This window comes from Clostridium sp. C8-1-8 (assembly GCF_009928445.1).
Lineage (GTDB): Bacteria > Bacillota > Clostridia > Clostridiales > Clostridiaceae > Clostridium_AR.
In genome coordinates this window covers 42100-65775 of record NZ_JAABNO010000018.1, presented here as the reverse complement: position 1 = coordinate 65775, position 23676 = coordinate 42100, and the positions used below count along the sequence as shown (strand labels likewise).

The following is a 23676-nucleotide window of genomic DNA, read 5'->3' as shown; positions in this document are numbered from 1 at the left end:
TCAAGATTGTTAAAGCTACCTTTATAATGTTTCTAAAAAAATAGGTAATATTAAAGCATAGCTATGCTAAATATATATGAAACAATAAACTTTAAAAATTGAAAGCTTTATAAAACCAATTAAATACTACCAGCTTGAATTTAGAAATTTAATTTCTACATATATAATTAAATTTATTTAAAAAGAATAAGATAGGTAAGTGATTAATTATAGAATACTTTAAGGATCTTACTCAAGTAATTAATATATCTTTATTTATATTAAGGATTTATATCTATTATTATGGTATCAAAAAATTGTTTAAAGGAACTTTTACATATTATACATTTATAAATAAAAAAAATAGAACTATCATATAGTTCTATTTTTCCTAAATCTTCATTAATTATGTATTATATTTCATATGATTTTTTTTAATATCTGCCATCTCAACCATTTCTTTTGCATTAGTAAGTGTAGCCGAGGTTACTTCTACTCCACCTATCATTTTAGCAACTTCTAGGTTCTTTTCTTCAATGTTTAAAACTTTTACCTTAGTAAAGGTCTTATGATGATCAACATGCTTTGAAATAAGGAAATGATTATCTGACATTGATGCTATTTGCGGAAGATGAGTTATGCAAAAAACTTGATGTTTAACAGATATCTCATACATCTTTTCCCCAACAGCTTGTGCTATCCTTCCACTAATACCGGTGTCTATTTCATCAAATATTACTGTAGGTATCTTATCCTTATCTACAAAAACTGTTTTTAAAGAAAGCATTATTCTAGAAAGTTCTCCTCCAGAGACTACCTTTTCCAAGGATTTTAATGGCTCTCCTGGATTTGTAGATATTAAGAATTGAACTTTATCTATTCCATTATAGTTGAACTCTTCTGAAGAGACTATTTCTATACTAAAAGTACTCTTTTCTAGTCCTACATACTTAAGTTCTCTACTTATTCTGTCTTCAAGTTCTTTTCCTATATTTACTCTTATATGATGAAGTTCTTCGCCTACTACTCTCATTTCATCGTATATCTTATTTTTTTGTTCTATAAGCTTATTGATGATCTGTTCAGAGTTAACTATTTGATTATATTGTTCTTCTAACTGTTTTCTATACTCTAGGATACTCTCAACAGTTTCTCCATACTTCTTTTTATAGAGACCTATCTCGTAAGTCCTTCTATTAACCCTGTCCAATTCATCCTCATCAAAGACATATTCTTCACTAATATCTCTAACCTCATTGGCAACCTCGGCTAGATTATAGAATATTTCATTAAGACTTTCATAAGCTTTCTTTATTCTATCAGAATACTTAGTTATGTTAGAAAGATCGTGAGTAATGCTAGCCAGTTTATCAATTATGGAGCCTTCATCACTTCCACCTCTTAGTCCATTATATGTATGAGACAGTGCTTTACTTATCTTTTCAGAATTTGATAATATTGAAAAAGTCTCATTAAGTTCTTCTTCTTCGTTTACATTGAGCTTTCCTTCATCTATATCATCAATCTGATACTTAAGGTAGTTTACCAGCTTTTCATTATCCTCATTACCTCTTAGTTCTTTTATTCTATTTTCTACAGCTGCTGCTTCTTGATAAAGCCCTCTGTATTTACTTAAAGGTTTGAGTATTTTTTCCTCCCCGAAACTATCAAGATAGTTTACATGACTGGATTTATTCATAAGATTTTGATTTTCGTGCTGTCCATGAATATCTATAAGTGTCTCTGTAAGTTTTTTTAATGATGTGATGATTAAGCTCTTACCATTCACCTTGATTACAGACTTGCCATTCTGAAAAGATTCTCTCGATATTATTATAAGATCATCAGTATCTATGTCCAGCTCCTCAAGAGCCTTCTTAGTTCTACTATTTTCAATATCAAATATAGCTTCTACAAAGGTCTTATTTTCGCCAGTTCTTATAATATCTTTATTGAACTTTCCACCTAAAACATAATTTATAGCATCTATAAGTATTGACTTACCTGCACCTGTTTCACCAGATAATATACTGAATCCCTTATCAAAGGATAAGCATACTTTTTCTATAAGTGCAAAATTTTCAATAGTAAGTTGTAATAACATCCTAACCCACCTTACTCTTAATTAAGTATTTATCATTTTTCTCATTTTAGATACTAACTCTTCTGCGGTTTCTAAAGTCCTTACAATGATAAAAATAGTATTGTCTCCAGCTATAGTTCCTGCAATATCAGCGAAATGTAAAGTGTCTATAGCTTCAGCAGCAGCTGGTGCAGATCCAGACAAAGTCTTTACAACCACCATCTTATCTACATTCTCAACACTTAATACAGTATTAGTAAAGATACTTGCCATCTTATCTGTCATGTCATTTGTGCTATTATTGATAGAAGCATATTTATATCTGCCTCCATCACCAAGTACCTTTATAAGTTTCAAAGTCTTTATATCTCTAGAAACCGTAGCCTGAGTTACATCGAAACCTTCCTTCTTAAGTATTTCTGCAAGCTCTTCTTGAGTTTCTATAGACTTATTATTAATTATTTCTAAAATTTTTGTATGTCTTCTTGACTTCACGTTTCCCTCACCCTACCAATCGCCATCTTGGCTTAAGATTTTTTTTCTAAGAACGTTAAAATAATCGTAATCGTCCAATAATATTAAATTACAAGATTTATGATTTTTACCTACCATTATTTTAGAATTTTTACTTAACTTTATAGACTTTTGACCATCCACTGTTAAAAAAGTTTCTTCTCCAAAACTTTCAGCTTGTATTTCAATAGTGCTGTTGCCGTTTACTATAATTGATCTCATTGTAGGAGTATGCGAGCATATCGGAACTATGGTTATGATTTCTAAAGAAGGCATTATCAAAGGTCCTCCAGCAGAAAAAGAATATGCAGTGGAACCAGTAGGTGTTGATATGATAACACCATCTCCTTTAAAAGAAGAGTAAAACTTATTATCTACAAAAATCTTATATTTTACCATTCTGGAAAGAGTACCTTTTGCAATAACTATATCGTTTAAGGCTATATTATCATAAACTCCACTTTCGCATGACACATTACATTTAAGCATCATTCTTTTTTCATATTTAAAGCGTTTATTTTTAAGACACTGTAGTGCATAGTCAGTGCACTTGCTGTCAACACTAGTAAGAAACCCAAGATTGCCTATATTTATTCCAAATATAGGTATATCCTCAGGTATAGCAAGGTCTCTTGTAGCACCTAGAATTGTGCCATCACCGCCTAAAACAATTAGACAATCCGTAGCTTCCTTCCTACTTTGTATATCTTTATGACTCTGAACTGTAAAAATACAGGAGTCTGGAAAATACTCTTTTGTCTTTTTAGTTATTGTATCTAATATAGAACCATCTTTATCCTTGGATGGATTTATAAAAACGCCAATATTTTTCATAGTTCCTCCATGTTACATATTATTATGAGAGTCTTGAACTACTTTTTCAATTCTTTCTTCAAGGTCAAAGGAAGTTTCGACCTTATCCTTAGTGAAATACACTAAATATTCTATATTACCTTCTGGGCCTTTTATAGGCGAGAAGTCTAATCCTTTAATAGATAAATTTAATGAAGCTATGAAACCAACAATTTTTTCTATGACTTCCTTATGAGTGCTCGGGTCTCTAACTACACCTTTTTTACCAACCTTTTCTCTTCCAGCTTCAAACTGTGGTTTTATAAGTGCTACAACCTCACCCTTATCATCCAACAGATTAATAACTGCTGGAATTACTTTTGTAAGAGAAATAAATGATACATCTATAGAAGCAAAGTTAGCTTTTTCAGCTAATTGATCTTCAGTCACATATCTTACATTAGTTCTCTCCATACAAACTACTCTCTCATCTGTCCTAAGCTTCCATGCAAATTGTCCATAACCAACATCTATTGCATATACCTTCATAGCATCATTCTGCAGCATGCAATCTGTAAATCCTCCAGTTGATGCTCCTATATCTAAACAAACAGTACCTTTTAAATCAATATCAAAAGCTTTTATAGCTTTTTCTAATTTGAAACCACCTCTGCTGACATAAGGTATATCATTCCCCTTTACTATTATCTCAGCATCAACTTTTACCTTTTCCCCACTTTTATCTACTCTTCTGCCATCTATAAAAACACTACCAGCCATTATGCTAGTCTTTGCTCTTTCCCTAGATTGAAAAAATCCTTTTTCTACAAGAAGGATATCTAATCTTTCCTTTTTATCTGCCATCCTTATCTCCTCTATACAGGTCTTCAAACTGAACTTTTAATTATTAATTTTCAACTCTAAACTCTCCATTTTAAACTCTTAACTAACAGTTCTCCACTCTCAACTATCTCAGCCCTCAACTATCTCCACAATCTTATCTCTTATGGAATCAGTATCAAGCTTATTTAGTTTATATAAAGTAGCTAAATCACCATGTGTAATAAAGCTGTCTTCATATCCCATATTTATAATTTTGCCATTAAAGCCAGTGTTGTTCAAATAGCTTAATATTTCTCTGCCAAGTCCACCATTAAGTACGTTATCTTCAATTGTTATTACATTTTTGTAGTTGGAGGCTACTTTATCTAAAATAGCTTTATCAATAGGTTTAATAAATGTAGCATTTATGAGTCCTACACTATACTTATCCTCTACTAATTTAATTGCTTCTTCAGCATGCTGAACCATTTTTCCAGTTGCAATAACTACAACCTCTTCCCCATCTCTTAACTGATCCCACTTGCCCTTCTTTATGTTATCAATTGGTTTTAAATCTATATCTTTTTGATCTCCACCTCTTGGATATCTTATAGCAATTGGCTCATTTTGCTTTAATGCCCAAGTTAATATTGGTTTAACTTCTTCAAGCATCTTCGGTGCAACTATAGTAAGATTAGGAATATGAGACAAATAAGAAATATCAAATACTCCTTGGTGTGTCTCTCCATCTTCACCTACTATACCAGCTCTATCAATAGCAAAAACTACAGGTAAGTTTTGTACGCATACATCATGAAGCACTTGATCATAGGCTCTTTGCAGGAATGTTGAGTAAACAGCAAACACAGGTTTAAGTCCTTCTTTTGCCATACCTGCTGCAAGAGTAGTTGCATGCTGCTCCGCTATACCCACATCAAAAAATCTATCTGGAAACTCTTTTGCAAACTTTTTAAGTCCAGTTCCATCTGGCATAGCTGCTGTTATTGCAACTACTTCCTTCATTTCTTTAGCTATATCTATTAAACTTTCTCCAAAGGCATTGGAATAAGTTCTAGAATTAGATGGATTTAATACTCCGCTACAGCAATCAAAAGGTGCTATGCTATGAAACTTATTAGGATTTTCCTCTGCAAAATTATACCCTTTACCCTTTTGAGTTATAGTATGTATAATTACAGGTCCATCTTGTTTCTTTGCTTTATAAAGCATATCACTTATTTCATCTATGTTATGTCCATCTATAGGACCTAGATACTTTAAGCCCATATCTTCAAACAACATACTTGGAACTACCAGCTGTTTTATACTATCCTTTATCTTACTTAAGGAACTAGCAATATTCTTTCCCATTGTCGTGTGGTTTAGTGTATTATTAATTTCATTTTTCAGCTTATTATAATTAGGATCTAATCTTACTTTACTCAAATAAGTAGATAATCCACCAACGTTATCTGAAATAGACATTTGATTATCGTTCAAGATCACTATTAGATTTGTTTTACTATAGCCTACATCATTTAGCGCCTCAAAAGCCATTCCACCAGTTAGTGCTCCGTCACCTATAACAGCAATAACATGCCCATCCTTTTTAAGTAAATCCTTAGCCCTAGCAATACCTAACGCTGCAGAAATAGATGTGCTGCTATGTCCTGTGTCAAATGAATCATATTTACTTTCACACCTCTTAGGGAAACCACTTATACCACCATATTTTCTCAAGTTATCAAACTTATCTTTTCTTCCTGTTAGAATTTTATGTATATAACTTTGATGCCCTACATCCCAAACTATCTTATCTTTTTCCAAATTAAAAACTCTAAATAAACTTAAAGTTATTTCTACAACTCCCAAGTTCGATGCTAAGTGTCCACCTGTTTTAGAGACCTTATCAATAAGGAACTCTCTTATTTCATTTGATAATTCATTAAGTTCAGTTCCATTAAGTTTTTTCACATCATTAGGACAGTTGATTTTATCTAAATATTTATACATATTTTTCATTCCTTTTATATTTTATGATTCTCTATGTAAAAGCTCTAGAGTTAACTCCTTAAGTTCACTTGTATCACTATTCAATCTATCTAAAAGAGCTATACACTGTAGAGTAATCTCTTTACATAGCTCAACTGACTTTTCTATACCATAAACAGATATAAAGTTAGTCTTATTATTGTTTTCATCACTTTTCACATTTTTACCGAGCTTTTCTGTACTTCCCATAACATCGAGAATATCGTCTTTTATCTGGAATGCAAGACCTAACTTATACCCATATTCACTTAATATCTCAATATCCTTACTAGAGGCCTCTCCCAAAGTAGCTCCTGCTACTATTGAAGCTTTAATAAGTTCTCCGGTCTTTTTTTCATGCATATACTTTAGTGTGGCTTCTGATATTTCTTTACCTTCATAAATTATATCTACTACCTGTCCTCCAATCATTCCTTCCGCACCTGCAGCATCTGTTATAACCTTAGAGGCCTTCATAGCTTCAAGCTTGTTTTTCGATATGGAATAATCAATCATTATAGAAAAAGCCTCGTTTAATAGGCCATCTCCTGCTAAAACTGCTATAGCATCACCAAAGACTTTATGATTAGTAGGTTTACCACGTCTCAAGTCATCATTATCCATACATGGCAGATCGTCATGTATAAGTGAATATGTATGAATCATCTCTATAGCTGCTGCCATCGGCAATATATCTTTAATATCTTTTTTATAAAGATTATAAGCTAACATCATCAATATAGGACGTATTCTTTTGCCCCCTATATTTAAGCTGTAAGCCATAGCTTCATAAATAAGCTTATTTTCTCCCTCTCTTGACTCAAAATATTCTTTAAGATATTCGTCTATGAGTAATTTGATATTTTCAGTGCTCATAACTTGCTCCTTTTATCTATACGAAATTTTAAGACTTTAACCTACTTTCCTTCCACTGTAAAATCTTTAATTTCTTCCTTACCATTAATAATCTTTATTTTACCCTCCATATCATTGAGCGTTTTATAAAGTTTATTAACTAATTTTACACCTTCTTCGTATGCCTTTAAAGACTCTTCCAGGTTTAATTCTGAACTTTCAAGGTCTTTTACAATATCATCAAGTTTTTGTACCATATCATCATAGGATTCATTTCTTTTAACCATAAAACACCTCACCCTTTAGGTTCTATTTTAAAGTCAGCACTTCCATCTTTCATTTTCACGTTTACTTCCTCTAAAGTTCTTAGAGTATCAATATTCTGAATTACATTTCCATTGTTATCCTCTATTATAGCATATCCCTTGTTTAATACATTTATTGGATTAAGCAATGTTAACATATTATTTATATTAATTAGATTCGATCTATTATTTTCAATTTTCTTCATCATAATATTAGTTAATTTTTCTTTTATGCTGTCAATATCCCTATATCTATTTATTATCATATTTCTAGGGCTATTATTTTCTAATATTCTGCTGATGTAGTTTATCTTTTCTTTTTCATTTATCATCCTAGTACTTATAAATTGATCTAAGTACGCTTTATGCCTGCTTAAATTATTATTCAGCTCTTCTAACTTAGGAGCAGCCACTTCAGCTGCTGCAGATGGTGTCGGAGCTCTCAAGTCGCTAACAAAATCTGTTATTGTAAAATCAATTTCATGCCCAACTCCTGATATTATAGGAAGTTTAGACTTAAATATTTCATATGCTAAGTTTTTATCATTAAAAGCCCAGAGTTCTTCTATAGAACCTCCTCCACGGCTTATAATTATTACATCTACGTTTTTTTCTCTATTAAAATACTTTATCCCCTCTATTAGGCTTACTGGTGCATCTTTCCCCTGAACTAAGGATGGATATACCATTATATCTACATAGGGACTTCTTCTTTTTAACACATTTAGTATATCTCTTAAAGCTGCTCCTGTTTCTGATGTTATAATACCAATAGCTTTAGGAAGATAAGGAATAGGCTTTTTGTACTTTTCATCAAAAAGCCCCTCATTAAATAACTGCTTTTTCAATTGTTCAAACTGAGCATGCAAGTCACCTACTCCATACTCATTTATTTCTTTACAATAAACCTGGTAAGAACCGTCCCTAGTGTATACGGAAAGCCTTCCTCTTACCTCAACCTTTGTTCCATCTTTAATATTAGGTGATACATTTACGGCATCGCCTTTAAAAATCACACAGTTCACTTTGCTATTCTCATCTTTAAGCGAGAAATATATATGTCCACTGGAATGTATCTTATAATTAGATACTTCACCCTTAACCTTCAAATTATTTAAGATAAAGTCATTATCTGTAATTTTTTTTAAATAGTTATTAACTTCTGTTACTGAAAGAGTCTTTAGAATCATATTCTTCCATCGCCTCGCATACATTTAAGAATAGAAGAGTAGTAGTTAGTGCTCCTACGCCTCCTGGTACTGGGGTAGTCATTGCTGCAACATCTACTACATCATTAAACAAAACATCTCCGGTAATCTTACCATTTAGTGAAGAAGTTCCAACATCAATTACTACAGCATCTTTTTTAATATAGCTCTTATCTATAAAGTGTGGTTTTCCCATAGCTACAACTAGTATGTCTGCTTCCTTGCAGATTTCTTCAAGATTATTGGTTCTTGAATGACATATGGTTACTGTAGCATTCTTCTGAAGCAGCAACTGAGCCACTGGTTTACCAACTACATTACTTCTTCCTACTACTACTGCTCTTTTTCCAGATATCTCGATGTTATAATACTCTAGAAGCTTCATAACACTTCTAGGTGTGCAAGGGATAAATCCGTCACTTCCACTGTAGAACTTTCCTATGGATACATCCGTTAGGCAGTCAATATCCTTTGATGGAGATATTGAAGAAATAATCTTTTTCTCGTCAAAGCCTTCTGGCAATGGAAGTAATAAAATGATTCCATTAACACTGTTATCATTATTTAATTCTGATATTACCTTAATAGCCTCTTCTTCACTACAGCTAGAACTTAGATTTATCTTTTTGTAGTTTATTCCTAGACCCGCTGCAATTTTGCTCTGGCTATTTTGATAATATATGGAACCATCATCATCACCTATAAGAACAGAAGCAACTGTCGGAACATTTTTCCCGTCCTTATTTCTGCTATCTACAAATTCTCTTATGTGATCCTTTATACTAGCAGCTACTTTTTTGCCATCAATGATTTCCCCCATATTTTCGCCCCCAAGCAATCTATATTTCTTTTAAAGCCTTGTCTAAAACTCCATTTATAAACGCTACAGATTTCTCATCTGAGAACTTCTTAGCAACTTCTAAGGCCTCATTTATTGCAACTTTGTTAGGTATATCTTCCAAGTGAAGCATTTCGTATATAGCTACTCTAAGTATAGCAAGATTAACCTTAGAAACTCTATTTAACTTCCAATTTACTAGATATCTTTCTACTATTTTATCAAGTTCCTCTTTAGTATCTTCTATTCCTTTTAAAACTTGTTCTAAGTATGTAGAATCTAAATCGTTTATGTCATCAGTATGAGCTTCTTTATAGCTTTCTATAGCCTCGATCGGCTCTTCTTTATTGATCATCATTTGGTATGTAAGCTGTACTGCAATTTCTCTAGTTTTTATTCTATTCATATGTCCTCCTAGACTTAAAAAAAGGTAATATATTTTATAAAAATTAAATTATATCATTATTATATATATAGATAAACCATTTCGCTTTATTAATTATTGCCTCATAACTAATATATAAGTATTTATCTTTATTATAGTCGCAAAATCAAAAGCTTAAACATCTATAAACAAGGAAATACCCTCTGTAAACAGAGGGTTTTTAATTACTCATGAACTTCTTCTGACTTTTCGTCGTTTTTAGGAACAATTATGTTTTGTATAAAAATATTAACTGCTGCAACAGAAAGTCCTGTCATTGCTTCAACAGTTTTCTTAACATTGTCTTGAACTTGAACAACTACTTCAGGAATTCTAGTTCCATAAAGCACTGCCAATGTTAATTCTATCTGTGCTTCTCCATTTTCAATTGATACCTTTACACCTTTTCCAGTGTTTTTCTTGCCTGTGAATATTTGAGTTATCCCACCGGCAACACCTGGATTACTTTCTACAACTCCATTAACTTCTGATGCTGCTATACCAGCTATAACACTAACAACTTCATCAGAGATCTTAACCACTCCGATGTTTGTCTCTTCTCTATTTAATTCCTCCAAGCTCACTACCTCCTTAAGCTTTGCACTAGCAAAACCTGTTAATCATAGGTACATTATATCAAAAGATTAATGTGAATACAATTATTATTGTTTTGACTCAATTACTATATCCTTTATCTTTGCAACGCTAGCTACAGAATCTTGTATCTGTATGCTTTGCTTTTCATTTATATTAGCCTTAGACTTGACTATTACTCTTGCCTTATTTCCTTCTATGAGACAAAGTGCATCATCAAAGCCTTTTCCTTTTACGCTAAGTTCTATTCTAGTCTCATAATCTCTAGCCATAGTTAATGCTGTAAGTTTCTTTTGTGCTTCTGTTTTTTGATCTACTGAAGTATTTTTATCTTCTATGATTGACTTTAAGCTTTGCATTGTTTGAGAATCCTGTTGTTCTCTATCATTCCTCGAATCATAGAAATAATCCTTTGTGTTTGATGTTTGCTTGTCCTTATCTTTGTCTTTATCAGAATCCTTTGTGAATGATAATGATGAACTTAGGCTACTGCCTGTCCCATCGTCAACTTGTCCATTAACCCTCGCTGCCAAAATACCAGCACATACTATAAGTGCTAGTAGTGTTAAAATTATACCTGCTTGTTTTCTGTTCATATACAAAAACCTCCCATCTGTTTCTATAAAATTATATGCTACTTTTTCATCGGATATACATTAACTTTATCCATTGGCAAATCGTATAAATTCGACACAGCTTTAGAAATGTCGTATTTTACCTTACTGCTTTCTGAACCTTCTGCTACCACAATTACACCAACAACCTTTGGTTTATAAGTCTTAACAATTAAAGGTTCACTACCATTGTTGTTAGAAGTAACTACTACCTTACTTGAATCTGTTTCCTGACTGTTGCTCTGCTTACTTCCTTCCTTATCAGAATTTTCATTAGTGTTCTTCTGAGAACTGGTGTCTACAGCTGGCACCTTGGTCTCATCACTCTCAAAAGTTATCATCACGTCTACATTTCCAACCCCCTCTATCTGTTTTAAAATCTGTCTAAGCTCACTCTTTTGTTCATCTTCATATTGAGTTCTCAATTGTTTTTCTGCACTGCTTTGCTGTGTATTGTTTTGGTTTGAAGAAAATGTAGGTATCATGGGTTTATTGGTAAAGAAAGTGAATACTATATAAATAAAAATAAAGGTTAAACATATTAATAATAAATATCTTATCTTAGCATTATCTGAAGAGTTTTTTAGCTTTTGGATTAGTTTTGAAAGATCCATTTTCTACTCACTCACCTTTATAAACATATATTTTTTTCTCATCTATATTTAGCTCCTTACTTAATATGCTTTTGATTTGCTTACTTGTGCTTGAATTTAGCTGCTTTTTAGTTATGTCATTAGAATTTTTATTTATATCATCAGTGCTTCCCTCACTACCTACATATACCTCTAAATGGTCTATGTCAACTTTAGTGTCCTTCATATCTAGTTTCCCAATAATTTTCACATCAGTATTGGTTCCGTTTAAGTCTTTCTTTATAAGTTCCTCACAATTTTTCTCTAGATTAGAAAAAAATCTTTCCTCTGTGGCACTTGAAGACCCAGCATTATCTGACTGTACATTAACTGCATTTTCATATTTAGTTATAAAGTTATCTACATTAATGCTATTTTTTGTGAATAGCCTTATGAATGGATTTATGATCACAGCAATTAGAATTAGTCCAAGAACAAATTTTACATACTTTTTTGTGCTGTTATCTGGCAAAATCATCTCTACTGCTGTCATGAAGATCAGTGTTGCACATAAGGAAATAACCCAACCTCTAAGTACATCCATAGCTAACCTCCTACAACAAACTTTCCTGCACTTGCCATTAGAGCTGTCATAATAAAGAACATAACTGTAATACTTATAAGACTGGACATTATTAGCACTAATGAATCTCCTGCGGTAGTAATACAGCTAACTATTCTTTTGTCAGCTACAGGCTCAATGACAGCTGCAGAAATCTTGTAGATAAATACCATTACTACAATCTTTATGATTGGAAATAACATCACAATTATCATTATTAAAAGTCCTACTGAACTTATAGCATTTTTTAATAATAGTGAATACCCCGCTACGGTTGCAATGGCATCTGACAGCGCCTTTCCTACTATGGGAATAAAGTTATCTACTGCAAATTTAGCTGTCTTTAAGGTTACAGCATCTATTGTATTAGAGGCTATTCCTCTTACAGTAAGCAGTCCTATAAAAATTGTAAGCACAATACCTTGGCCCCAAAGTACAAACTGTTTAGCCACTTTCACTAACCCATCAATTTTATGTTCATTTGATATATTATTTACAAAGCCCAAAACAAAAATCATTAATATGGCTGGTATTAACACATCAACATAAAATCTAGGAGTCAAGCTTACTGCACCTAACACAATAGGATCCATAGTAGTAGCTTGCGCTATTCCTCCAGCTGTTGATAAAAGCAATACAAGTGCCGGCAATAAAACTGCAGTAAAATCAGATAAAGTTTGAATAGTTTCTTTGGCTAAATTCACCGATACTAAAAAGCTTTTACTAAGCACTAATATCATTACTGCATAGCATGCATAAAAAGCTATATTGCTAATACTTTCATTGGAAAATGCTCCTTGCAGATTTTTTAAAAGCGTACTTATTATAGCCAGTATTATAACTGATATCATAAGCTTTAAAGTAGCTTGTACTTCTTTTATAAAAACCCCTATGAAAGCTTTCACAAGCTTATCCAAACTTATAGGATCTTTTCCATCCTTCAGATAACTTTCTACATAATCCTTAGGATTCAAACCATTCATTATTTCCTCATTAGTTTTCATATTGTCCATATACTGATATAATCTCTGTATCTGGTTACTATTATCTATCTTTTGCTTGTCCACTCCATCATCTGCGTATACTACTTTACTGGTCATTATAACCAGAAAAAAACTTATTATTAACGTACACCATTTTTTCATATTCACACCTGCATAATATTTAATATTGAGTCCAGTACTGCCATAAGAACTGGTATAGATAGTACCAATATCATTATCTTCCCTGAAAACTCAACTTTTGTTGCTATGCTACTGGCTCCTGAGTCTTTACAAATTTCACTGCAGAAAGATGTAAGGTAGGCAATAGCGACTATTTTCAGCACAATTCCAATATAAAGTATGTCTACATTGGCTTTATTGGCTATATTCTTTATAAAATCAATTATCTGTGTTATTTCTGGAACAAGTACAAGAAATATTAATATTCCTGCAACCACTGATATAAATATTGAAACTTCACTTTTTCGTTCTTTTAATAGCAGATATAAGAATAAAGATACAAAACAAAATCCAACTATCTTAACAATAAGCATGTCCACACCTACAGCATAAACATAGTCTTCACTGAATCAAATAATTTACTTATTAGGTTTATAACCATAGTAAGTATTATTACTATTCCAGCGATATTAGCTATTGTAGCTACATCATCTTTTCCGCTACCTTTCAAAACTTTGTCAATGATCAGAAGTATTATACCTGCACCTGCAATTTTAAAAATGAGAGAAAGATCTAACATTTACTCGCCTCCTACTAAATCAAGAAGATAACTAGCATAAATCCTACGCAAACGCCTAAAGATTTATACATTTTAGAATATTTATCGCATTCTTTTTCTGCTTTTTCTGTATTATTTTTCATCCTATCTACGGTAATAGAAAATATCTTTTTTTGCCCTTCTATACCAGTAGTTCCTAAAGACTTAGCTAAATCTAATAGTATGCTAGCATCATCTTCATTGATATTTACCTTTTCTTTGCATTCTTCCAGGCTTTTTTTGGTAGATAAATAAACATTTTCTGCTTCGTTATTTTTAAGCTTACTTCCTATAGCTTGAAAAAGCTCTCCTACAGGTTCTTTAAGCTTACTGCCTGTACTTACAAAAGCCTCAGGTAAAGGCGTGAAAGTATAGGTCATTTCATTTTCAAGGTTTATATAACCATTCATAAGTTCCTTTAAACAAAATACCCTCTTTTTATACCTATCTCCATATAAGAAACCTGACGCTGATGATAAGCCCATAATTATCAGTAGTAGAAAATACTTAAACAACATCTACCACCTGCCTATCCAAGGTAGTGTCCACTATCTTTTCTATGGTTCCTACTCCGTTTTTATTACTCAAAACAATAATTCTTTCTATAACTTTATTTTCTAAAAGCTTGTTAAATACCGGCCTATTGTAGAGGTCATTTTCGTCATTCCCATGAATAGTAGAAATAATTTTCACTCCGCAATTAAATGCAGAAACAATAGCTTCCACATCCTTTTCAGTACCTATCTCATCGCATATAATAACGTCTGGTGACATACATCTTATAGCCATCATAAGACCTAGATACTTCATACAATTGTCATAGATATCTGTTCTTACTCCTACATCCATCTGAGGAACTCCTAGATGACAGGCTGCTATCTCACTTCTCTCATCAATAACACACACTTTTTTACCTGTTAAATCATATTTTAGATATCCATTAGATATATTTCTCGTAAGATCTCTTAATAAAGTTGTCTTTCCACACTTTGGTGGAGAAACTAAAATTGTATTATATAACTTGTCCTCTTTTATAACATGTTCTAATAACTTATCCGAGCATCCAATAATTTGGCGTGCTATTCTTATATTGATAGAAAATACTGACTTCAAGGACTTAATTACTCCATCATCATTTACCCAATGTCCCGTAACCCCAATCCTATGACCACCTTTAATGGTTATAAAGCCTTGCTTTATATCCTCTTCAAAAGCATAGATTGAAAAATTACTTATCCTATTAAAGATATTGTTAATTTCCTCTCTGCTGGTGGTATAGTTTAGAATCACCTCTTTGTTATCGATATTTAGCATAACTGGTTTATTACACTTAAGTCTTATCTCCTGTAACTTACTTAAATCAGGCCTATCTTCAATGAGCTTCAATAAATTCATTGGTAGAACATTTTTTAAATCATCCATAAAATCCCCCTCTCTCAACTTTTGTAATCTTATATAATATTTATTAGGTTAACTAAAGAAATATTACATAATATTTAAAAAAGTTCTTATCCCTTTTTCAAAATACACATCTGACCTTCACAAATGTACATGAGGAAATTCCTGCACAGAGCTATTAAATTTCTTTAGGCTCTACTGTAATTGCTTTAATACTCTAAGAAAATTCAGTTTATTTAATTCTTAATTAACATAACAATTCCCCCAGAAACTCAAAAATCTCTAATACGTTTTTTATTAAAGATTTTTTGCGCATCTGCCTTTTCTGAACTCATGTGAAGAAATTCTGGCAGGCGACTAATCACTTTCTTTTTGCTCTACCGTAATTGCATTAATACTCTAAGAAAATTCAGTTTATTTAATTTTTAAATAACATAACAATTCCCCCAGAAACTCAAAAATCTCTAATACGTTTTTTGTTAGAGATTTTTTGCTCATCTGCCTTTTCTGAAAGTATGTGAAGAAATTCTGGCAGGCGACTAATCACTTTCTTTTTGCTCTATTGCAATCACTTTAATAACTCAAGAAAATCTTTACTTATCCTAAAATTCAAGAAATATATCAACACGCAAAAAGAAGCAAGCAAATTATTAAAAAAATAATTTGCTTGCTTCTTTTTAAGCGATGAATCCCAAATTTAGTTTTTAGTTGATGTATATATATCTGCCCCACAATACGGACAAGGAATTTCAGTATTATTATCTAAGGCTGACTGCTCAAAGAATATACCTTTTCCGCATTTATTACAAGTGATTTCAACATACTCTTCATCACCACAATCCAAGTCATCCACTGATACATCCTCAAATAAATCCTCTTGTATGTCCGATATATCATTATTTAAGAATTCTATGTTTTCTGTTAGATTTTCTTGATTTACTTGTAATGCTTCAACTTCATCACAAATATCGCTCAAAATATCTAATACATTAACTTTAAAATCCCTGTTATCAGTGTTCGAATCTTCACTTATTAATGCACTTAGCTTTGATATTTTCTCTCTTAGTTCCTTCATTATTTACACATCCTTCAAACATAGGAATAAAAACTCTTCAATATGTTTTTCTTATGAAATGAATATGCTAAGTCCATATTGAACTTAGCATATATTCAGCCTATACTCTTTCCATGTATTCCCCAGTTCTTGTGTCTATTCTTATAACGTCACCTTCATTAACGAATATAGGTACGTTTATCACAGCTCCAGTTTCAACAGTTGCAGGCTTTTGAACATTTGTAGCTGTATTTCCTTTAACACCTGGTTCAGTTTCAGTAACTTGTAATTCAACAAAGTTTGGAGCTTCAACTGAGAAAGCTTGACCTTTGTAGAATTTAATTACTGCAAACATATTTTCCTTTAAGAACTTTATTGCATCTTCAACCTTTTCATGGTTAAGAGGAATTTGTTCAAATGTTTCTTGATCCATGAAGTAGTATAACTCTCCATCTGAATATAGGTATTGCATTTCTTTTCTTTCAATTACAGCTTCTTGAAGTTTTTCAGTTGGGTTAAAGTTTCTATCTACAACTCCTGCTGTCATTACGTATCTTAATTTTGTTCTTACAAATGCTGCTCCCTTTCCCGGCTTAACATGTAGGAAGTCAACAACAGTATACACTTGTCCATCTAATTCAAAAGTTGTACCTTTTCTTAAATCTCCTGCTGATATCATAGTGGTATCCCTCCAAAATCTATTAATTCATTATATATTATAACCCGTTCAGGTATTTTAATACCAACAACCTTAAGCTGTGAATTCAAAATCGAATTCTTTATGGGCTATTGAGCGTAGTGCATAAATCTCTATAAAATATCTAATATCGTTATATTTCGTTTTAAAAATTCAATGATCATTACCCCTCACTCACACACAACAATGATATTTTATCAGAAGGTGAGCTTAATTGCAATTATTTTAATTAAAAATGGATGTTCATACTATTTATGGACACTAGAATCTTTTCGCAGATTTCTTCTGGTGTTGCACTAGCACAATCAATTATAATATCAGCTTTTTCATATATTGAGTTTCTTGTATTTAAAAGTTCTTCTAAAGTTTCTATTGCATTAGGATCTTTAAATAGCGGTCTGTTTTTTCTATCTAATCTTTCATTTAAATTTTCTACAGTATTTTTAAGATATATTACCATACCGCATTTTTTCAATCTTTCCATATTATCAAACTTTGTAGGCATCCCGCCACCAGTTGAAACTATTGTGTTATTGAAAGCAGAAATTTCATCTAAAATAACAGCTCTTTCTAATTCTCTAAAATAGCCTTCTCCATATTCACTAAAAATATCCTCAATGGATTTCTGAGTTTTTAATTTTATGTAATCATCACTATCAAAAAACTCCATTTTTATCCTCTCTGATAACATTTGCCCTACAGTAGTTTTACCAGAACAAGGCATCCCTACTAAAATTAAATTATCCATTTGCTTCCCCCTTATATTGCCCCAAAATATTGCATAATAAATTATTATCTTTCTCTTCGATATCATATCTTATAATTATAATATCATTGTCTTCCAAAAAATCAAATATTTTAAGTAATTTCGAGGCTTCAGTATGGATATTGAAATTAATTTCTTTGTATCCTTCTTTGGTATTAATACTTGTTATATTCAATCCTTCTATATTTTTAAACTTATTGATAGCTTCGTAAAAGGGAATTTTGTCACTTTCATAACTATTGGATTTATTTCCTTCTGGCTTCATATTAGTAGGGTTAGTAGAAACAGGACTATTTTCATTTGTATTATGTCTAAAATAATCCAAATTGAAAAATATTTGTGATATCAAAACCAATAATAAAATAATAATTATATACATTTTTACAAAAAACTTTTTCATTACATCCTCACTACTATTCTCAATATGTTATTTTGATTTTCTACAGATATAACTTTAATTTTATTTTCCGAGAAATATTTAAGATATTTATTTATGTCAGCGTAATTGCCACTAAAAGTCAAATTGTTATCAGCATAAGAAAAATCCTTAACTGCTAGTTCATCTATAAGCTTAGTTATCTTATTTATAATTGTTTTATCTATATGTTTCTTTTCCTGACTATTAATCACTATAGGTTTTGGCTGGTTAAGTAACCTTCTATTTTCCAACTCTTTTTGTACCTCTATATATTTATTGTAGGAGAAAGGTACAATCACCAAATTTACTATTATTATATATATTATTACTCTACCTAAAGTACTCAACAGCTCTTTGTTTTTTTCTTCAATTATATTTTCAGGCCAAAATTCTTTATATTTTCTAAGGTACATTAATAGTCTCTCTTTCTATGCTCTTAAATTCATATACATCCTCAATATCTACAATTACTTCATTCTGTTGTTTTATCACATAAAGAGGCTTTTTTCTGTCATACTGACTATAATTCAGTAGTACTCCAAGATCTATTTTATCTTGTTTATACATTTTGAATAATCTGTTGTACTGTATATGTCCATGTTCTACATCTACTATATATAAACTTTCCTTAAGACTATATATAACCACAAATCTACTTTCTTTTGAGACCTTCTTAACTGCATAAACTAAAAGATACTGTATAGGTAATACCTTTTTCACCTTATACTTTTGCCATATCTCCTTAAGCTTATCAGCAGCATTTATACCATATAATATCAACTTTATTTTATTTCTTGATTTAATTATTTCGTAATGAAATAAGAACTTTGCTGTCTCAAAAGCTACTTTTATGTCCTTATGAAAAAAGTTTTTAAGTTGTTTACCACTAGTAAACTCAAATTCCTTTACAAACAATTCCTTATCAATGATTACAACCTCTACTTTTTTACTTTTATCAAAATTCACACCAAAATGTTCTTTATAAGAATCCACAAGCAAAAAATTATTTTTCATCTTACCTCGCTCATCTCGTTAATTATCTCCTGTTCCTCTAGCTTATCTATATTATATATTCTCTCTGTGCTAGCTATTGCCATGGCACTTAAAGAAAGAGCTAAGGACAATATTATCAATATTTCTAAGGATGCATATCCTTTTTTTAACTTCTTAAAGGTAAACATTTCTTTATCTCCTCTTCTCCAACCTTTATATAGATATACATTAAGTTATTCTTTTTATAGAACTTTGCATCGCTAACTCCAGAAAGCAGTGTTTTACTTTCTTTTAATACAGCTGTTTTAGAGGCACCGCTACTAATATAATCAATTCTTAAAAATTTCAACTCACCTGATGTAAAATTTAATATTTCGTCCTCATGATCAGTATTGTTTAGAGATATTGTAAGTTTGGTATCTGTGATGGTAAAGCTCTTGCTTATAGGTTCTCTAATTGCATTATCTATATAAGTGATTAAATTTATCATATTATCGTAGGCTATCTCATCTCTTTTTCCCTGCTTTAATTCCTTCAAGGACAAAATCAGAACATTAAACGCAAGTACTACAATCACCATAGCAATAGATATGTATAGTAATAACTCTGCCAAAACATATCCTTTCTTTTTCATCATATCTTTACCTTTCTCATGGAATAGCACTTACTTATATTTACTCCGTTTTTTATACTTTCCAAATTTATATCAATTTTTATAAAAGCTCCGCTTATATCTTCTTTCATTTTAAGTTGAATATAGTTATTACTACATTCTTTATCTAAAGAAAAAATTTCTCTTTCTTTGATATTATCTATATTTAGATCTGCTACAGGAAATTTATAAATTCCAGACTGCTGCATAGCTTTTGCTTTTATTTCATCATAGCTGTAATTATATTTAAGTTCTTTTACAACATAGTCAAGGACTTGAATATTCAAGGTACTTTGCTTATTCAGAGCTAAATTCTTTTCATTTACCTCAAGTGTAAAAAAGACAGCTACAGACATAGATAATAAAATCGCTGTTCCTACTACAGCATCAATAAGTATGTTTCCTTTTTTCTTTATTTTCCTAAGCCTTGTATATTTATTATTTAACCTTAACATATAAACTATCTACTGAAATACTCATTGTAATTCTGCTCTTATCTGGCACATTTATTACTATAGTTCCGGCGGTATAGATCTTGCCGTTATTATTTATGACCATAAGATTATTTATTGAGCTAGCATTAAAACTTACAGTATACCCCTTTCTTAAATCTATTTCTTTCTTCTTGTCCTCACCTATCTTTAAGATAACTCTATCCTTATCGAAAATTATCCTTCCATCTTGTTTATTGATTTTACAGGCGTAAGTAGAATAGGTTATTAAATTGTGAATTTGATTTTTTACTTCTTCTTTATATTTATCTTCATCTAATTTCTTTACGCCCCTGTAACACATATCAAAGACACTTAGAAAAATAAGCAATATAGCAATGTAAACCACAAGCTCAATTAAGGTTAAGCCCTTCTTTATTCTTAAACATTTAGACTTGAATAAATAGGAACCATCATTATTAGAATGAGAAAACATACTATTACTCCAATTACTAATATTAAAATTGGTTGGATAAGGGCAGTTAACCTATCCAATGCCTTTCTGAAGTTGTCCATAAGCATATCTTTCAATCTTTCCAAGGTATACTCAAGTCTTCCTGACTCCTCTCCAACAGTAATCATGCTTAAGGTTAAATCCGAAAAACTTTCCGTGCTAGCAAAGGCCTCGCTTAGAGTTACTCCATTGTTTATTGATGCTTTTATGTCGCTAAAACCGTACTCAATATTTCCATTACTGAAGGTATCTATTAGTATTTCTAGTCCATGTACCAGAGGAATGCCACATTTTATTATAAGTAGCAAGGCTTCTATCTCCAAAACCTCTTTAAATCCTCTAATTAATCCACTTCTACTAACTACTGCTATTACTGCTTTATTTTTTGCTATAAGATATAGTAAAAAAATAGTTCCTATTCCCCAGCAAATTAAAGCTATCATAACAAGAGCATTATTTTCCCTTATGAATTTACAGCTAGATAATATTTTTTCAGTATACCATGGGATTTTATTGTCCATACCCTTTACAAATTCTCCTATGGACGGTGTTATAACTTGAATATAGAAAACTATCATTGTCATTAATGTACCTAACAGCATCATTGGATAGATTGATAAATTAAAAATCTTCTTTCTAATTTCGTTTTTTATTTTATAAAACGTACTAAGTTCTTCTAAGGCAGTAACAAGATTACCACTACTTTCTCCTATAAATAGCATCTGTATAAATAACTTTGGGAAATAATCTGTAAAGCTTCCAAAAGCCTCAGATAAAGTACTTCCTTCACGCACCTTTTCCATAATCTTTTTCAAAATATTTTTATATTTTTTATTACTTATAGAATTAGCTAATATCTCAAATGAATTGAAGATAGATATGCCAGAACTTAACAGTATGGCTAAGTCTGAGCTTATCCTAATTATTGAATCATAATTTATCTTATTTTTAATCAAAATGCTTCTCCTTTTATAAACTCTAAATAATCCTGAAAAGAGATTACACCATTCATAAGCATCATCTTGCACTGAAGTTTAAGTTCCTTTTGTGGATCTATGGCTTCTTGGTTATTTATAAAAGTCTTAATTCTGCTTTTGCTTTCAATATCTACAGTTAATATCTCGCTTATCAAAACTCTTCCAGAATACCCTGTTCCCCTGCAAATATCACAGCCTTTAGCTCTATATAGCTTTGTACCAACCTCAATCTCTCCATGGATTTTCTCATGTTCTTCTGAAGCATATTCTTCTTTACAGGTACATAGTTTTCTGACTAACCTTTGAGATATTACACCTTTAACAGCGTCCACAAGCAGATACTCCTCTATACCCATATCCTTAAGTCTAGAGAATACCTCTATGGCAGAATTAGTGTGTATGGTAGAATACACCTTATGGCCAGTTATCGATGCCCTTAATGCAATCTTTGCAGTTTCTTCATCTCTAATCTCTCCAACCATGATAATATCTGGGTCTTGGCGGAGTATACTCCTCAATCCGCTTGAAAATGTTATGCCAGCCTTATCATTTACATTGATTTGACTTATTCCATCTATAAATATCTCCACAGGATCCTCTATGGTTGTAATATTTACATCATTTCTATTTACACTGCTTAACATGGAGTACAAGGTAGTGGATTTTCCACTTCCAGTTGGGCCGCAGACTAATACTAAACCATGCTTCAATTCAACTATCTTCTTTATATTTTCAATTTGATCTTCACTATAACTTAAGCTACTTATATCAAAAGGAAGTATCCTATTATATAATATCCTTAAAACTAGCTTTTCCCCGTAAACAGTTGGAATAGATGAAACTCTAATATCATATCTATTACCTTTCTTAGAAAAAAGTATTTTCCCATCTTGAGGCTTTCTTTTTTCCGTTATATCCATATTTGATAAAAGCTTTATTCTAGTAAGAAGTGAATTATATATAACTTTATCTGTCTTTCTAAAAATATAAAGCTTTCCATCAACCCTTACTCTTATAACAGCCTCTGCTTCCATTGGTTCAATATGAATATCGCTTGCCCCTTTATCGATTCCATAACTTATATATTCTTGCATTATGTCTGAAACTATAATATCTTTGTTTAATTTATTGCCTTTATTACTAACTGCAAGGTAAAATTCATTTATTAACTTGTCAAATTGATCCTCTGATATCTTCTTATATTTTATAGATTTTTCAAACACAAATCGTAAATATTTACTGTTTTCAATAGAATCCGTTACACATAAGACATAGACATTTTCCTTATCTTCTCTGTAAGGTAGTATCTTCATAGACACCGCCGCATCCATAGAAACTTTCTTCAAGGTATCTATATTTAATTCATCAATATTTATCATAATAGCCCTCCTAGCTTACATTGTATCCTAGTTTTAGTAACCTTAATCACTTTTTTTAGTAACACACGAATATTTTTTATCTTTTTTAGGTAAATAATCTAGCTATTATGTAATATTACGAATGTTTAAAAATATATAGGGTTCACGGCTCGAAGTTTAAGTTATACTTACCATTAAAGTCTTGCAAAATCTATTGCAAGTAAAACTCATAACTTAAAGTTTGATATTGTAACCCTATATATCCATACTACTTCAAAATAATATATATAAATAAAGCTTCATAGATTCATCGAAAGCTCTATTTTCAATCTAATCATTGAATTAGTATGTCTGGTCAGAGGAATAGATAGCTAAGTTCTATAATCTTAAAAAGCACTTGAAATC

General features: G+C 31.3%; 31 protein-coding genes. All 31 read right to left on the bottom strand.

Annotated elements, in window-relative coordinates; genetic code table 11:
• Nucleotides 1-385: 385 nt before the first annotated feature.
• Nucleotides 386-2083, bottom strand: coding sequence for a DNA repair protein RecN (recN, locus tag GXK57_RS17130; protein ID WP_160678712.1), 1698 nt, complete (start codon nucleotides 2081-2083; stop codon nucleotides 386-388).
• Between the two features lie 21 nt (nucleotides 2084-2104).
• Nucleotides 2105-2557, bottom strand: a complete 453-nt coding sequence (locus GXK57_RS17125; RefSeq protein ID WP_160678710.1) for an arginine repressor — start codon at nucleotides 2555-2557, stop codon at nucleotides 2105-2107.
• A 12-nt stretch (nucleotides 2558-2569) separates the two neighbouring features.
• On the bottom strand, nucleotides 2570-3409 hold the full coding sequence (locus GXK57_RS17120) for an NAD(+)/NADH kinase (RefSeq protein ID WP_160678708.1): 840 nt from the start codon (nucleotides 3407-3409) through the stop codon (nucleotides 2570-2572).
• A 12-nt stretch (nucleotides 3410-3421) separates the two neighbouring features.
• The gene (locus tag GXK57_RS17115) at nucleotides 3422-4231 is read right to left on the bottom strand and encodes a TlyA family RNA methyltransferase (protein WP_160678706.1); all 810 of its coding nucleotides are present in this window, start codon (nucleotides 4229-4231) and stop codon (nucleotides 3422-3424) included.
• Nucleotides 4232-4339: 108 nt separating this feature from the next.
• The gene (dxs, locus tag GXK57_RS17110; protein WP_160678704.1) at nucleotides 4340-6202 is read right to left on the bottom strand and encodes a 1-deoxy-D-xylulose-5-phosphate synthase; all 1863 of its coding nucleotides are present in this window, start codon (nucleotides 6200-6202) and stop codon (nucleotides 4340-4342) included.
• A 21-nt stretch (nucleotides 6203-6223) separates the two neighbouring features.
• The gene (locus tag GXK57_RS17105) at nucleotides 6224-7096 is read right to left on the bottom strand and encodes a polyprenyl synthetase family protein (protein ID WP_160678702.1); all 873 of its coding nucleotides are present in this window, start codon (nucleotides 7094-7096) and stop codon (nucleotides 6224-6226) included.
• A gap of 41 nt (nucleotides 7097-7137) precedes the next feature.
• Nucleotides 7138-7362, bottom strand: coding sequence for an exodeoxyribonuclease VII small subunit (locus GXK57_RS17100; protein ID WP_160678700.1), 225 nt, complete (start codon nucleotides 7360-7362; stop codon nucleotides 7138-7140).
• Nucleotides 7363-7370: 8 nt separating this feature from the next.
• Nucleotides 7371-8570 (bottom strand): exodeoxyribonuclease VII large subunit, encoded by a 1200-nt coding sequence (xseA, locus tag GXK57_RS17095; protein ID WP_160678698.1) that lies wholly within the window; start codon nucleotides 8568-8570, stop codon nucleotides 7371-7373.
• Entirely contained in the window at nucleotides 8536-9408 is an 873-nt protein-coding gene (locus GXK57_RS17090; RefSeq protein ID WP_160678696.1) for a tetrahydrofolate dehydrogenase/cyclohydrolase catalytic domain-containing protein, read from the bottom strand. The genes xseA and GXK57_RS17090 overlap by 35 nt, the downstream gene beginning before the upstream one ends.
• Before the next feature lie 19 nt (nucleotides 9409-9427).
• Nucleotides 9428-9832, bottom strand: a complete 405-nt coding sequence (nusB, locus tag GXK57_RS17085; RefSeq protein ID WP_160678694.1) for a transcription antitermination factor NusB — start codon at nucleotides 9830-9832, stop codon at nucleotides 9428-9430.
• Nucleotides 9833-10035: 203 nt separating this feature from the next.
• A complete protein-coding gene (locus GXK57_RS17080; protein WP_128212856.1) occupies nucleotides 10036-10428 on the bottom strand; it encodes an Asp23/Gls24 family envelope stress response protein in 393 nt (130 codons plus the stop codon).
• An 84-nt stretch (nucleotides 10429-10512) separates the two neighbouring features.
• Complete coding sequence (locus GXK57_RS17075) at nucleotides 10513-11040, bottom strand: SpoIIIAH-like family protein (RefSeq protein WP_160678692.1); 528 nt, start codon at nucleotides 11038-11040, stop codon at nucleotides 10513-10515.
• Nucleotides 11041-11078: 38 nt separating this feature from the next.
• On the bottom strand, nucleotides 11079-11672 hold the full coding sequence (gene spoIIIAG / locus GXK57_RS17070) for a stage III sporulation protein AG (RefSeq protein ID WP_160678690.1): 594 nt from the start codon (nucleotides 11670-11672) through the stop codon (nucleotides 11079-11081).
• A 7-nt stretch (nucleotides 11673-11679) separates the two neighbouring features.
• Nucleotides 11680-12234: a stage III sporulation protein AF gene (gene spoIIIAF / locus GXK57_RS17065; protein ID WP_160678688.1), complete on the bottom strand. Its 555-nt coding sequence runs from the start codon at nucleotides 12232-12234 to the stop codon at nucleotides 11680-11682.
• A gap of 2 nt (nucleotides 12235-12236) precedes the next feature.
• Nucleotides 12237-13397 carry a stage III sporulation protein AE gene (gene spoIIIAE, locus GXK57_RS17060; RefSeq protein WP_160678686.1) on the bottom strand — a complete coding sequence of 387 codons (1161 nt, stop codon included), beginning with the start codon at nucleotides 13395-13397 and terminating at the stop codon, nucleotides 12237-12239.
• 2 nt (nucleotides 13398-13399) lie between these two features.
• Nucleotides 13400-13789, bottom strand: a complete 390-nt coding sequence (gene spoIIIAD / locus GXK57_RS17055; RefSeq protein WP_128212851.1) for a stage III sporulation protein AD — start codon at nucleotides 13787-13789, stop codon at nucleotides 13400-13402.
• An 8-nt stretch (nucleotides 13790-13797) separates the two neighbouring features.
• Nucleotides 13798-13995: a stage III sporulation protein AC gene (gene spoIIIAC, locus GXK57_RS17050; RefSeq protein ID WP_128212850.1), complete on the bottom strand. Its 198-nt coding sequence runs from the start codon at nucleotides 13993-13995 to the stop codon at nucleotides 13798-13800.
• A 14-nt stretch (nucleotides 13996-14009) separates the two neighbouring features.
• Complete coding sequence (gene spoIIIAB, locus GXK57_RS17045; RefSeq protein WP_160678684.1) at nucleotides 14010-14528, bottom strand: stage III sporulation protein SpoIIIAB; 519 nt, start codon at nucleotides 14526-14528, stop codon at nucleotides 14010-14012.
• Entirely contained in the window at nucleotides 14521-15435 is a 915-nt protein-coding gene (gene spoIIIAA / locus GXK57_RS17040; RefSeq protein ID WP_160678682.1) for a stage III sporulation protein AA, read from the bottom strand. Before spoIIIAA ends, spoIIIAB begins: the two co-directional genes overlap by 8 nt.
• Nucleotides 15436-16108: 673 nt before the next feature.
• Complete coding sequence (locus tag GXK57_RS17035; RefSeq protein ID WP_160678680.1) at nucleotides 16109-16486, bottom strand: CD1247 N-terminal domain-containing protein; 378 nt, start codon at nucleotides 16484-16486, stop codon at nucleotides 16109-16111.
• 100 nt (nucleotides 16487-16586) lie between these two features.
• The gene (gene efp / locus GXK57_RS17030; RefSeq protein ID WP_128212846.1) at nucleotides 16587-17144 is read right to left on the bottom strand and encodes an elongation factor P; all 558 of its coding nucleotides are present in this window, start codon (nucleotides 17142-17144) and stop codon (nucleotides 16587-16589) included.
• Nucleotides 17145-17391: 247 nt separating this feature from the next.
• Nucleotides 17392-17910 (bottom strand): shikimate kinase, encoded by a 519-nt coding sequence (locus GXK57_RS17025; protein ID WP_160678678.1) that lies wholly within the window; start codon nucleotides 17908-17910, stop codon nucleotides 17392-17394.
• Complete coding sequence (locus GXK57_RS17020) at nucleotides 17903-18328, bottom strand: hypothetical protein (RefSeq protein WP_160678676.1); 426 nt, start codon at nucleotides 18326-18328, stop codon at nucleotides 17903-17905. The genes GXK57_RS17025 and GXK57_RS17020 overlap by 8 nt, the downstream gene beginning before the upstream one ends.
• Entirely contained in the window at nucleotides 18328-18759 is a 432-nt protein-coding gene (locus GXK57_RS17015) for a hypothetical protein (protein ID WP_160678674.1), read from the bottom strand. Before GXK57_RS17015 ends, GXK57_RS17020 begins: the two co-directional genes overlap by 1 nt.
• Nucleotides 18749-19360: a hypothetical protein gene (locus GXK57_RS17010; protein WP_160678672.1), complete on the bottom strand. Its 612-nt coding sequence runs from the start codon at nucleotides 19358-19360 to the stop codon at nucleotides 18749-18751. The genes GXK57_RS17015 and GXK57_RS17010 overlap by 11 nt, the downstream gene beginning before the upstream one ends.
• Nucleotides 19357-19527: a hypothetical protein gene (locus GXK57_RS17005; RefSeq protein WP_160678670.1), complete on the bottom strand. Its 171-nt coding sequence runs from the start codon at nucleotides 19525-19527 to the stop codon at nucleotides 19357-19359. The genes GXK57_RS17010 and GXK57_RS17005 overlap by 4 nt, the downstream gene beginning before the upstream one ends.
• Entirely contained in the window at nucleotides 19506-19976 is a 471-nt protein-coding gene (locus tag GXK57_RS17000; protein ID WP_160678668.1) for a hypothetical protein, read from the bottom strand. The genes GXK57_RS17005 and GXK57_RS17000 overlap by 22 nt, the downstream gene beginning before the upstream one ends.
• A complete protein-coding gene (locus tag GXK57_RS16995) occupies nucleotides 19973-20446 on the bottom strand; it encodes a hypothetical protein (RefSeq protein WP_160678666.1) in 474 nt (157 codons plus the stop codon). Before GXK57_RS16995 ends, GXK57_RS17000 begins: the two co-directional genes overlap by 4 nt.
• Complete coding sequence (locus GXK57_RS16990) at nucleotides 20430-20786, bottom strand: hypothetical protein (RefSeq protein ID WP_243156460.1); 357 nt, start codon at nucleotides 20784-20786, stop codon at nucleotides 20430-20432. The genes GXK57_RS16995 and GXK57_RS16990 overlap by 17 nt, the downstream gene beginning before the upstream one ends.
• A gap of 77 nt (nucleotides 20787-20863) precedes the next feature.
• Nucleotides 20864-21892 carry a type II secretion system F family protein gene (locus tag GXK57_RS16985; protein WP_160678662.1) on the bottom strand — a complete coding sequence of 343 codons (1029 nt, stop codon included), beginning with the start codon at nucleotides 21890-21892 and terminating at the stop codon, nucleotides 20864-20866.
• Complete coding sequence (locus GXK57_RS16980) at nucleotides 21889-23292, bottom strand: GspE/PulE family protein (protein ID WP_243156459.1); 1404 nt, start codon at nucleotides 23290-23292, stop codon at nucleotides 21889-21891. The genes GXK57_RS16985 and GXK57_RS16980 overlap by 4 nt, the downstream gene beginning before the upstream one ends.
• Nucleotides 23293-23676 lie beyond the last annotated feature (384 nt).

Bases quoted from the DNA above. Each gene is read 5' to 3' on its own strand.
- recN (WP_160678712.1), bottom strand. From the start codon at position 2,083: ATGTTATTACAACTTACTATTGAAAATTTTGCACTTATAGAAAAAGTA.
- GXK57_RS17120 (WP_160678708.1), bottom strand. From the start codon at position 3,409: ATGAAAAATATTGGCGTTTTTATAAATCCATCCAAGGATAAAGATGGT.
- GXK57_RS17115 (WP_160678706.1), bottom strand. From the start codon at position 4,231: ATGGCAGATAAAAAGGAAAGATTAGATATCCTTCTTGTAGAAAAAGGA.
- dxs (WP_160678704.1), bottom strand. From the start codon at position 6,202: ATGTATAAATATTTAGATAAAATCAACTGTCCTAATGATGTGAAAAAA.
- GXK57_RS17105 (WP_160678702.1), bottom strand. From the start codon at position 7,096: ATGAGCACTGAAAATATCAAATTACTCATAGACGAATATCTTAAAGAA.
- GXK57_RS17100 (WP_160678700.1), bottom strand. From the start codon at position 7,362: ATGGTTAAAAGAAATGAATCCTATGATGATATGGTACAAAAACTTGAT.
- xseA (WP_160678698.1), bottom strand. From the start codon at position 8,570: ATGATTCTAAAGACTCTTTCAGTAACAGAAGTTAATAACTATTTAAAA.
- GXK57_RS17090 (WP_160678696.1), bottom strand. From the start codon at position 9,408: ATGGGGGAAATCATTGATGGCAAAAAAGTAGCTGCTAGTATAAAGGAT.
- nusB (WP_160678694.1), bottom strand. From the start codon at position 9,832: ATGAATAGAATAAAAACTAGAGAAATTGCAGTACAGCTTACATACCAA.
- GXK57_RS17075 (WP_160678692.1), bottom strand. From the start codon at position 11,040: ATGAACAGAAAACAAGCAGGTATAATTTTAACACTACTAGCACTTATA.
- spoIIIAG (WP_160678690.1), bottom strand. From the start codon at position 11,672: ATGGATCTTTCAAAACTAATCCAAAAGCTAAAAAACTCTTCAGATAAT.
- spoIIIAF (WP_160678688.1), bottom strand. From the start codon at position 12,234: ATGGATGTACTTAGAGGTTGGGTTATTTCCTTATGTGCAACACTGATC.
- spoIIIAE (WP_160678686.1), bottom strand. From the start codon at position 13,397: ATGAAAAAATGGTGTACGTTAATAATAAGTTTTTTTCTGGTTATAATG.
- spoIIIAD (WP_128212851.1), bottom strand. From the start codon at position 13,789: ATGCTTATTGTTAAGATAGTTGGATTTTGTTTTGTATCTTTATTCTTA.
- spoIIIAC (WP_128212850.1), bottom strand. From the start codon at position 13,995: ATGTTAGATCTTTCTCTCATTTTTAAAATTGCAGGTGCAGGTATAATA.
- spoIIIAA (WP_160678682.1), bottom strand. From the start codon at position 15,435: ATGGATGATTTAAAAAATGTTCTACCAATGAATTTATTGAAGCTCATT.
- GXK57_RS17035 (WP_160678680.1), bottom strand. From the start codon at position 16,486: ATGAAGGAACTAAGAGAGAAAATATCAAAGCTAAGTGCATTAATAAGT.
- efp (WP_128212846.1), bottom strand. From the start codon at position 17,144: ATGATATCAGCAGGAGATTTAAGAAAAGGTACAACTTTTGAATTAGAT.
- GXK57_RS17025 (WP_160678678.1), bottom strand. From the start codon at position 17,910: ATGGATAATTTAATTTTAGTAGGGATGCCTTGTTCTGGTAAAACTACT.
- GXK57_RS17020 (WP_160678676.1), bottom strand. From the start codon at position 18,328: ATGAAAAAGTTTTTTGTAAAAATGTATATAATTATTATTTTATTATTG.
- GXK57_RS17015 (WP_160678674.1), bottom strand. From the start codon at position 18,759: ATGTACCTTAGAAAATATAAAGAATTTTGGCCTGAAAATATAATTGAA.
- GXK57_RS17010 (WP_160678672.1), bottom strand. From the start codon at position 19,360: ATGAAAAATAATTTTTTGCTTGTGGATTCTTATAAAGAACATTTTGGT.
- GXK57_RS17005 (WP_160678670.1), bottom strand. From the start codon at position 19,527: ATGTTTACCTTTAAGAAGTTAAAAAAAGGATATGCATCCTTAGAAATA.
- GXK57_RS17000 (WP_160678668.1), bottom strand. From the start codon at position 19,976: ATGATGAAAAAGAAAGGATATGTTTTGGCAGAGTTATTACTATACATA.
- GXK57_RS16995 (WP_160678666.1), bottom strand. From the start codon at position 20,446: ATGTTAAGGTTAAATAATAAATATACAAGGCTTAGGAAAATAAAGAAA.
- GXK57_RS16990 (WP_243156460.1), bottom strand. From the start codon at position 20,786: ATGTGTTACAGGGGCGTAAAGAAATTAGATGAAGATAAATATAAAGAA.
- GXK57_RS16980 (WP_243156459.1), bottom strand. From the start codon at position 23,292: ATGATAAATATTGATGAATTAAATATAGATACCTTGAAGAAAGTTTCT.